Origin of the sequence: Nonomuraea sp. NPDC049784 (genome assembly GCF_040659615.1) — a bacterium.
GTDB lineage: Bacteria > Actinomycetota > Actinomycetes > Streptosporangiales > Streptosporangiaceae > Nonomuraea.
Genome location: NZ_JBFAMX010000403.1, coordinates 1 through 9,364 on the forward strand (window position 1 = coordinate 1; position 9,364 = coordinate 9,364).

Below are 9,364 nucleotides of genomic sequence, written 5' to 3' on the forward strand. Positions count from 1 at the left end.
CTTCCTATCTCTCCGGGGAATCATCCAGCGGGTTCGTGGGCGTTCCCTTGCGGAACGTGGCAGGGCCAGCAGCGGCCTCCCCGCCCCCCAGTCCCCAGGGCGGCGCCGCCCTGGGGCAGCGCATCCCGCGATCAATGCGTGGCCCAGTCGCATGATGGTGCTGTGCCGCTGGGTTCGTGGCGTTGACCCGGCTGACTACGGTCAGCGTCAGGTCTTGAAGGTGTCCTCTCGGTCGGCATCGAAGTGTGTGGCACGGATGCGTGCTGCACCGATTGACCAGGTGATCGCGTAGGCAACGGCGAGTATTCCAAGGATACGAGTAGCGTCGGCCACGCCGACGGTCGCCGCCATGGGCGCGACAGCGAGCGTCGATGCTCCCTGGACGGCGGACGAGAGGCTGAAGGCGAACACCAGGACTCGCCCTCGCAAGGCATCGGGGGTCGCTAACTGCAGACCGTTGATGGCGAGCATCGAGCATGCGCCTACTCCGATGTGGCCCAGCGCCGCGGCCGCCATTCCTGCGCCGAGGCTGGAGGCGTGAGCCAGGAGCAGGTATCCGAGGCCAAAGACCGCCAGGGCCGCCGCAGCCACAGGCAGCCGTCGACGTGCTGAGCCCGCGGTCAGCCACCCGCCCGCGAAGGGCCCAAGCACAGCTCCGAGTCCTTGTGCCAGGTACATGGCGCCAGCTCCCGCATCCCCGACGTGGAAACGATCAAGGGCGTAGAGCGGCAACAGCGCGACCATTCCATAGCAGAGACGCAGTCCCGCGGTGAGCCACAGCAAGGCCGTCGCGACCGGGGTCGTTCGCAGGAACCGCCACAGTTCGGTCGTATCGGCTCCTATCCGCAGTCGGCGTGTTGCGGCAGCGCTGGACAATGGCCGCTTGATTCGCGCGACCAGGAGCGCGGAGACGACGAATGAGGCGCCATCGATGAGGAGCGTGGCCGAGGTTCCCCAGGCGGCACTGACTACACCCCCCAGGCCGGCTCCGACGACCAGGCTGGCCGAATACACGCTCCCAAGCATGGTTTGGGCCAGTGACAGTTCCCCGCTGGCGACGAGGTTCGGCAACGCGACTTCAGGGATAGGTGCCGACACCGCGGCGAACACAGACCGCGCGGCCAAGCATCCTAGGGTCAGGGGAACAGAGCCGAGGTGGAAGGCGATCAGCAGGCCAGCGATCGGAATGGCCGAGCCCAGGTCGCAAGCGATCCGCAAGCGTTGCCGGTCGAAGCCGTCGGCGAGCGGGCCGATCAAGGGGAACAGCATCATTCCGGGAAGGGAGTCGACCGCGAACAGCAGCGCCGTCCATCCAGGCGACCCCGTGTGGTGGTAAACGAAACTACTCAAGGCAACATAGGTGAACCAGTCGCCTGTCCGGCTGAGCACGCAAGCGCCGAAGAGTCGCCTGAAATCGGCATTGCCGCGAAACAGCGCGACGAGGTTCCCGGAAGGTTGCTGGCAAGCAGAAAACATGTAGTTGGCTCCAGCAGTGTGTGTGATCCCGAATGGGGACCGAAACAGGGGCGACGAAGGTGGAGGTCGGTTAGCGCCTGCATGCCACGCAGCGACGGCGTCGGTGTGGGGTAGGCCGCATGAGCCTGGGCTTCGAACGACGTCGGCAGTCGGCGACAGCGCCTCGAGTGTGATCGCGGCGACGGCTCTGACCGAGCACGAATCAGCTGACGGCGGAGGCGCTCGTGGCGCCTCGCACGGGCATGGTTTGGCAGGGGGAGAGCCGAGGTCACGCAGGCCGACACCCGGGTTCGGCATGGTTCAGCAGGTAGGGGGCGCGTCGCAAGGAGGGGGCCAGTTCTCCCAAGACCGTATGGATCAGGCACCGTGCGTGAGTGCATGGTGAGCGTTGCAGCGTGTGAGCTGACGAACTCGGTCGCCGTACCCGGCGTCGCGGGGCGTGAATACGGACCGCTCGGCATCGATGTCAGGCTGCATGGAGCCGTGAGTCATAGCAGCTCGGGGCATGGCCACGGCAACGTTTTATACAGCGTGAGTGCCGCTCCTCGTGCAGCAGCACAGACTTGTACTGATCACGATCTGATCACAGGAGTCATGACGGCCCCGCCTTCTCTTGCCAGCATCTGGGCGCCACCTCCAAAATTCCTGGAATTGACATCGATATTTACAGCAAGTCAAGAGACTGCTGCTGTTAAGCCGGCGCCATTCCGTGGCTTTCTGCCTGCTGGCCGCCGCCCACGAGAGCCTGAAGGAGCTGGCCATGACCGGCAAACAAACCAGTCACGCAAGTGAACTGTATGCGGAAGCCAGCGGAAGCCTGGGCGCGCGCAGTGCTTCCTCGCCTCAGGCGGGCCAGTGGCGGATCAGCATCGACACGGCGGCATGTCAGGGGACGGGTCTATGCGTGGCCTCCACCTCGAGGCATTTCGCCCTCCTCGAGGGGCACGCCCATCCGCTGGCCGAGGTGACCCACCCGGACGAGGAACTGGCCATCGTGGCCGACCTCTGCCCCTTTTCGGCGATCACTCTCGCCGACGCGGAGACTGGTGAGCCCGTTTCGGCCTGCACCCCGACGACAGCCGTCGTACAGACAACGCCGAAGGAGGCGACATGAGCATCGCCACGACCGTCCATTACCCGTTTCCACCCGCAAGCTGTCTGCGGCTTGAGCACCAGTACGAGACACTGCGCGAACGCCCGGTGACCCGCGTTCGGTTGCCTGACGGGCAAGAAGCCTGGCTCGTCGTCAGTCACGTGCTGGTCCAGCAAGTACTGGCCGACCGCCGCTTCTCCCGCGCACTCGCGTGCGAGCCCGGGCGGCCTCAGCTGACGGCTCAGCCGTTGCCTGGCACGTCCATCGTCAGCATGGATCCGCCCCAGCACACCCGGCTGCGTGCCCTGGTCGCTAGGGCGTTCACTCCCCAGCGTGCGGGGGAGTTGCAGCCGCACACCGAGCGGCTGGTCGACGACCTGCTGAGCCGCATGCGCCAGGCGGGGCCGCCCGCCGACATCGTTACCGCCGTGGCGCTCCCGCTGCCGGCCTTGGTCGTCGGCAGCATGCTCGGCGTCCCGCCGGAGGACTATGAGACTTTCCGGGCCTGGACCGCGGCGCTGCTGAGCATCAGCAACATCACCCCAGAGCAGGCCGGTCACAGCCTGAGCGAGCTGATCAGCTACGTTGCCGACCTGGTGGCCGAGCGCCGCCGCACCCCCCACGATGACCTGATCGGCCACCTGGTGACGGCCCACGACGAGCACGGCGCGCTCTCCGACGACGAACTCGTCGGGTTCGGCATTACTTTGCTGGCGGCCGGGGCCGAGACCACCACGGACCAGATCGCCAATAGTGTGTATGTTCTGCTGCGCCATCCTGACGACTTCCGCAGGCTCGGCCGCGATCCGGAACTCGTGCCGAGCGCTGTCGAGGAACTGGTCCGCTACGTGCCCCTGGGCAGCACCTCGGGCCTGCCGAGAGTAGCCACGTCGGACGTCATGCTCGGCGACGTGCTGATCCCGCGCGGCGACACCGTCCTGCCCTCAATGATCGCCGCCAACTACGACCCGGCTGTCTTCCCCAAGCCTGACAGGCTCGACCTTACCCGCCACCCCAACCGGCACGTGGGCTTCGGCCACGGCGCACACGTCTGCCTCGGCTCCCAGGTGGCCCGCATGCTGCTCAGCGTGCTGCTGACCGCGCTGCCCCGGCACTTTCCCGACCTGCAGCTCGCCTGCGGCGAGGCCGACATCGTCTGGCGGCACAGCCAGGTGACCCGCGGGCCCATGGCGCTACCCGTCACCTGGACCGAGCCACCTGCTGCCTGACCCCAACCTCAATCGTATGTGGAACGAAGGAGATACACATGAACCGTTTCGCTGGCAAGCGCCTCTTGGTGACGGGTGCCGCCTCCGGCATCGGCCGTGCCACCGCGCTCCGTCTGGCCGCCGAGAACGGTTGCGTCGTCGCCATCGACCGCGACAGCGTCGGGCTGAAAGAGCTCAAAGACAACCGCATCACCGTGCACGTCGCCGACGTGGCCAAAGAGTCGGACGTCGTCGACGCAGTCAATACCGCCGGCGAGATCCTGGGTGGCCTGGACGCGCTAATCAACGTCGCTGGCGTCCACCGGATCACACCGATGGACGCTCTGACACCGGCGGACTTTCATGACCTGTTCGCGATCAACTGCATCGGCCCCGCGCTGCTGTGCCGAGAGGCGATGCCCTATCTCATGGATACCCGCGGGGTGGTCGTCAATGTCGCCTCGACGGCCGCCACCCACGGCCACCCGTACATGACCGCGTACGCGGCCAGTAAAGGCGCGCTTCTTGCGCTCTCTTACAGCCTCGCGGCCGAGGTGGCACCACATGGGGTACGGGTCGTGGCCGTCTCCCCTGGAGGCGTGCGCACTCCCATGGTCACAACCATGGAGGTCCCCGAAGGGGCCGACATAGACCTGAACTTCTTCAGCCGCACGCAGCCCCTGACCGGCTACGGCGAGCCCGAGCAGATCGCTGCCACCATCGCCTACGCGGCCTCCTCTGATGGCAGCTATCTGACGGGAGTTGACCTGCGCGTCGATGGCGGCTCGCATGTCTAACTCCGCCTGGCCTGGCCCGATCATTTTCCGAGCTGGCCATACAACCCGCCCCCAGCCCTTCATCCCAGCATCGGATACCACCCCATGACGACGACCAGTTCTGCTCACATCCCCTCCGGCATAACCGCCGAGCCAGCGTCGCGTGATCTGCCCCCAGCTCCCGCCGGTTGGTACGTGTTGGCGTTCAGCCGGGATCTCCGCGCAGGTGCAGTTCGACCCGTTCGCCTGGCTGGTCGGGACCTCGTCCTGGCTAGGCTGCGATCCGGCGACGTCATGGCCGCGCTTGCCCATTGCCCGCACCTTGGCGCTCACCTCGGCCATGGCGGGACCGTGGAGGGCGACGCATTACGTTGCCCCATGCACGGCCTGACCTTCAACGCCGCCGGCACGTGCACCAGCAGCCGGACGCCGGCCCGCATGACACTCACCATGATTCCGGTCGTCGAGCAGCACGGCGTGATTCTCGGCTGGCATCACTGGGCCGACGCCGACCCGCTCTGGCGAGTGCGTGAGCTTGACATGACAGGCTGGACACCTTGGCGAACTCACGCTCTCAGCTTGCGTGGTCACCCACAGGAGACCTCAGAGAACAGCGTGGATTTGGGCCATTTCGGCCACGTCCACGGCTACCGCGACGTGCACATGCTGAAGCGCTGCACGGTCAATGGCCACCAATTGCGCACGGCATATCGGGTACGCCGGGCGCTGACGCTGTTCCCGCGCGGGCTCTGCCTCGAGTTCAACACCGTGGTCGAAGGCCTCGGGCACTCCACCGTTCACGTACGTCTGCCCGCCGGCCTCCAGCTGCGTCTCCTGGTCCTCGCCACTCCGCTTGACGACCACCGCATCAAGCTGCGGTTGGCGCTGTCCGCCCGCGTCGGCACCCAGCGCCTGCCGTCCGCACTCCGGCGTCTCATAGGCGAGCTCGTCGCCCGCGCATCGCTCAGGTTCTTCGTCCGGGACGTTCGCCAGGACGTACCCATCTGGCGGCACAAGGCGTATATGCGGGGCCCCATCCTCATCGAGGGCGACGGACCGATCGGCCCCTACAGGCGTTGGGCCCGCCAATTTTACCGCCCGTAATGACGCTTCCCCCTCTGACACGGTCATTAGAGGGTGGCCAGGCAGCACTTGACTGGTTGATTCAGGGAGGCTCACCCCGAAGTGTGGACACCGGCTGTTATGCGGCGAGCAGCACTCTAGCGGTGGTCTGGTGCTCGTAGTCGATCGGGCTGAGGTAGCTGAGCGTGGAATGTCTCCTGCGGGTGTTGTAGCGAGTGATCCACTTGAAGACGGCCAGGCGGGCCTCACGCGGGGAGGACCAGCGCCTGGCGCCCTGAAGTGTCTCGCGTTTGAGGCTGGCGTTGAAGGCCTCCGCGGCGGCGTTGTCGGCGCTGGTACCGACGGCGCCCATGGACTGGCGAACCCCGAGTTCGGCGCAGACCCCTGCGAACTCGGCCGAGGTGTACTGGGCTCCGTGGTCGGAGTGGAAGATCGTCCCGTGCAGGCTTCCCCGTGTTACGGCGGCGGCGCGCAGCGCGTCGGTCACCAGCTCGGTGCGCATGTGATCGGCGATCGACCAGCCCGCCAGCCGCCGTGAGTGCAGGTCCAGCACGGTCGCCAGGTAGAGGAATTCGCCGTCGCCGATGGGCAGGTAGGTGATGTCGCCGACGTAGCGCTGGTTCGGCTCGGGCGCGGTGAAGTCCCGCTTGATCAGGTCGGGAACCCTCTGATGCGAGGGCTCGGGCACGGTGGTGCGCACCTTCTTGCGCAGGTGCAGCCCGACGATGTCGAAGCAGCGCATGACGCGGGCGACGCGCTTGTGGTTGACCTTCCGGCCCTTCTCGCGCAGTTCGGCGGTCACGCGCGGGCTGCCGTAGGTGCCGTCGAACTCGCCGTGGATCTGCTTGATCTCCGCGGCCAGGGCGGCATCGGCCGCGGCGCGGGCGGCCCGGGCGGGTGCCGCCTTGATCCATCGGTAGAAGCCGGAGCGGGAGACCCCGATGACTCGGCACAGCCGCTTCACGCCGAAGGCGTCGCGGTGGTCGGCGACGAACTTGAAGCGGCTCACCAGTTCGTCTCTCCCGCGAAATACTTGGCCGCCCGGCGCAGAATGTCGCGCTCCAGCTCCAGCTCTCGGACCCGGGCCTTGAGCTGCTTGTTCTCCTCTTCCAGCACGTCGTCGGACGATAGCGGGCCGCTCGCCGGCTTCTTACCCGGGGCCGCCTTCTTCGCCCCCGCAGTGCCCTCCGCGCGGGCCTCCTTCACCCACAGGCGCAGGGTCTCGCGGTTGATGCCCAGATCCCGGGCCACCGACGCGTACGTCCGCGCCGGATCAGACAGATACAACGCGACGGCGTCCGCCTTGAACTCCGGCGGATACGACTTCATCGCCACGTGGAACTCCTTGTCTCCGGATCTCCATCATCCGGCACTCAAGGTGTCCACACATCGGGGCGAGGGCCCCAGTGTGCCGACCTTTACCCTTGCGATCAGGCTTGCGACCGGCCAATCGTCACTTCCGCGACTAGCTGATCAACGAAGTCGTGGCTGCAGCCGGCGAACAGCTGTGGCGTCGATCGTCGTCGCTCTAGTGTCCGTCGCCTACGGATCGATGCTGCTCAGGTGTCGAATGGTCTGACGGCCTCAGTGATGGAAGCGGCACGTTGGGGCGCCTCTGGCGTCGTTCAGTCTCCGCATGGGGCTCTGGTAAAGCCAGCAGCCCTTCCTTCGGCAGCAGGCGGTGACGACGGCGCGATCCGATCTGAACCATGGTCCGTGGAACCGTGGTGTCTCTGTGCCTCCTTAGGACCGGCGCCGTGCCGTCGGGATGAATTCAAGTCCTCGTCGACGTCGTGGAAAGGTACGGCTGGTGTTACATCCCGGATAACCACACCTCAACGGACCCCTCGTCCCGGGCGCAGGCGTTCGGCGATGCCGACAAAGAAGGTCGTTGGCTACCCGTTCTGCACACGGCTCGCCGGAAATCGCTAGATTGATTGGCAGGTCACGGCTGTGTGACCGGGGAGGGCTGGCACGGGCAGTGTTGAGGGCTGGCACGGGCAGTGTTGTATGACGATCTCGGGACGGAGTTGCTGAGGGAGGCTCAGCTCGAGCGGTTGATTGCCCGGCTGCGTGAACATGAATTGATCTTGTGCAGCAAGCAGCCGAAGGACCATGAGTGTTCTGCAGTCCTTGGCATCGGTGACGATGTATCTCCTAGTACTCCAGCCGCACATCGCTGTTGGCGGTCTGGACGGGAGTGAGCTGCACCGCTTCAAAGCGTGTCTTTGAAGCCGGAGATCGCTGATCCGTGTACCTCGCTGCGGTGCCGGAGCGGGCGAGACAGAAAGCAAGAATTTGTCGTTCAACGATGTCTATTCGGGCGGTCGGCGCTCGTGTAGGGGGTGATCGGGCCGTCGCTGGGGCGGTCCGCAGGAGCGGAGGAGACATTCGAGTGCGTTCGATCAACGTCACCATGAACATCAGCTTGGATGGCGTCGTGCAGGGCCCGGCTCGTCCTGATGAGGACACCCGCGGAGGCTTCACGCACGGCGGCTGGGGGGCCTCGCACCAGGACGAGGTCTTGGCCCAGGAGATGGCCAAGGGCATGAGCGGTCCCGGCGACATGCTGCTCGGCCGCCGCACCTGGCAGGACTTCATCACCGCGTGGGCGCACCGCGAGGACGGCAACCCGTACACCACCCGTATGAACGCCGTCACCAAGTACGTCGCCTCGGCCACGCTTGACGACGCGAGTGCTTGGCATAACTCGGTGCTGCTGCGCGGCGACGCGACGCAGGCGGTCGCGGAGTTGAAGGCGCAGGACGGCAACGACTTGGGCATCGTGGGCAGTGCCGCACTGGTGCGCAGCCTGCATGCGGCCGGTCTGATCGACCATTACACGTTGGTGGTTCACCCGCTCACCCTGGGCTCGGGTACACGGATGTTCGAGGGACCGGCGCCGTTGACCCAGTACCGCCTCACCAGCAGTGTCACGACCACGAAGGGTGTCATCGTCGCCCACTACGACCGCCGCTGACAGTTCCTGGGCACCTGTCTCGGGGTTCCAACCTCTCAGCGCTGAAGCGCTATAAGCCCGTAAAAGGGGCGACGGCCACCGCTGTGATCATTCAGGTGTGATGGATCTGAAGATCATGCGGTGGCCGTGTTGGCCAGGGTAGAACATCTCAGCGCCGCTCGTCTGCAAGCGGGATTGGATGCCGCGTTCGCGTTGGGGCGTTCACGAGTACGGCTGAGCTGCACAGATCCGACGGCTCGGTGATCGCTTCCCGGACACACAATGATCGTTTCCCGACGCTTTACGATTCAGGTGCGGCTGAGCGTCCGCCCGCGTCGACCTGAGAGGGTTCAGCTGGCCGTGGTTGCGCATCCTCTCGTGGGCTGTCTCGGATCTGCCACACCGATGGAACGAGCAGGGTGGCCACGGTGATGAGGATGGCCATGACGGCGCTGGCGGCGAGGACCGTGCCGCTGCCGAACGTCTGGGCCGCGGGTCCGGCGACAGCCATGCCCAAGGGGGCCGCCACGAGTGCGCCCAGCGTGACGACGGAGCTGGTCCGGCCGATGAGGTGGTCGGGGACATGGCGCTGGATGGTGGTGGTCTGCAACACGTTGTAGACCACCACCTCCAAGCCGGCCAGGAATGCGGCCGGCATCAGCAGCCCGAGGCCGGCCGGTGCTGCCAAGAGGGCCGGCAGCGGTGTCATCAGCAGAAACACCACCAATGTCGCGCCTACCGGGCGGGAGGGCTTCCACCTGGCCGCGAC

Annotated in this window: 7 protein-coding genes and 1 pseudogene; 5 read left to right on the forward strand and 3 right to left on the reverse strand. The window is 66.1% G+C overall.

Features of this window, described 5'->3' with window-relative positions:
- Positions 1–207: 207 nt before the first annotated feature.
- Entirely contained in the window at positions 208–1,476 is a 1,269-nt protein-coding gene (locus AB0J09_RS45035) for an MFS transporter (protein ID WP_360705580.1), read from the reverse strand.
- 709 nt (positions 1,477–2,185) lie between these two features.
- Here AB0J09_RS45035 and AB0J09_RS45040 point away from each other — a divergent pair.
- From AB0J09_RS45040 to AB0J09_RS45055, 4 genes are all read left to right on the forward strand, one after another.
- Positions 2,186–2,590 (forward strand): hypothetical protein, encoded by a 405-nt coding sequence (locus AB0J09_RS45040; protein WP_360705583.1) that lies wholly within the window; start codon positions 2,186–2,188, stop codon positions 2,588–2,590.
- Positions 2,587–3,798, forward strand: a complete 1,212-nt coding sequence (locus AB0J09_RS45045) for a cytochrome P450 (protein WP_360705586.1) — start codon at positions 2,587–2,589, stop codon at positions 3,796–3,798. Before AB0J09_RS45040 ends, AB0J09_RS45045 begins: the two co-directional genes overlap by 4 nt.
- Before the next feature lie 38 nt (positions 3,799–3,836).
- A complete protein-coding gene (locus AB0J09_RS45050; RefSeq protein ID WP_360705589.1) occupies positions 3,837–4,574 on the forward strand; it encodes an SDR family oxidoreductase in 738 nt (245 codons plus the stop codon).
- 84 nt (positions 4,575–4,658) lie between these two features.
- Complete coding sequence (locus AB0J09_RS45055) at positions 4,659–5,657, forward strand: Rieske 2Fe-2S domain-containing protein (protein ID WP_360705592.1); 999 nt, start codon at positions 4,659–4,661, stop codon at positions 5,655–5,657.
- A 97-nt stretch (positions 5,658–5,754) separates the two neighbouring features.
- Here the strand turns inward: AB0J09_RS45055 and AB0J09_RS45060 are convergent.
- Positions 5,755–6,971 (reverse strand): IS3 family transposase gene (locus tag AB0J09_RS45060; protein WP_360705595.1). Its coding sequence is split into 2 segments (ribosomal slippage): positions 5,755–6,662 and positions 6,662–6,971, totalling 1,218 coding nucleotides; the frame shifts between segments, so codons are not numbered across the junction.
- 1,060 nt (positions 6,972–8,031) lie between these two features.
- Here AB0J09_RS45060 and AB0J09_RS45065 point away from each other — a divergent pair.
- Positions 8,032–8,616 (forward strand): dihydrofolate reductase family protein, encoded by a 585-nt coding sequence (locus AB0J09_RS45065; RefSeq protein ID WP_360705598.1) that lies wholly within the window; start codon positions 8,032–8,034, stop codon positions 8,614–8,616.
- A gap of 280 nt (positions 8,617–8,896) precedes the next feature.
- Here the strand turns inward: AB0J09_RS45065 and AB0J09_RS45070 are convergent.
- Positions 8,897–9,364, reverse strand: a pseudogene (locus tag AB0J09_RS45070) (hypothetical protein); the annotation flags it as partial.

Excerpts from the sequence above, each read along its gene's own strand:
- AB0J09_RS45035 (WP_360705580.1), bottom strand. The coding sequence starts at position 1,476 with ATGTTTTCTGCTTGCCAGCAACCTTCCGGGAACCTCGTCGCGCTGTTT.
- AB0J09_RS45045 (WP_360705586.1), top strand. The coding sequence starts at position 2,587 with ATGAGCATCGCCACGACCGTCCATTACCCGTTTCCACCCGCAAGCTGT.
- AB0J09_RS45050 (WP_360705589.1), top strand. The coding sequence starts at position 3,837 with ATGAACCGTTTCGCTGGCAAGCGCCTCTTGGTGACGGGTGCCGCCTCC.
- AB0J09_RS45055 (WP_360705592.1), top strand. The coding sequence starts at position 4,659 with ATGACGACGACCAGTTCTGCTCACATCCCCTCCGGCATAACCGCCGAG.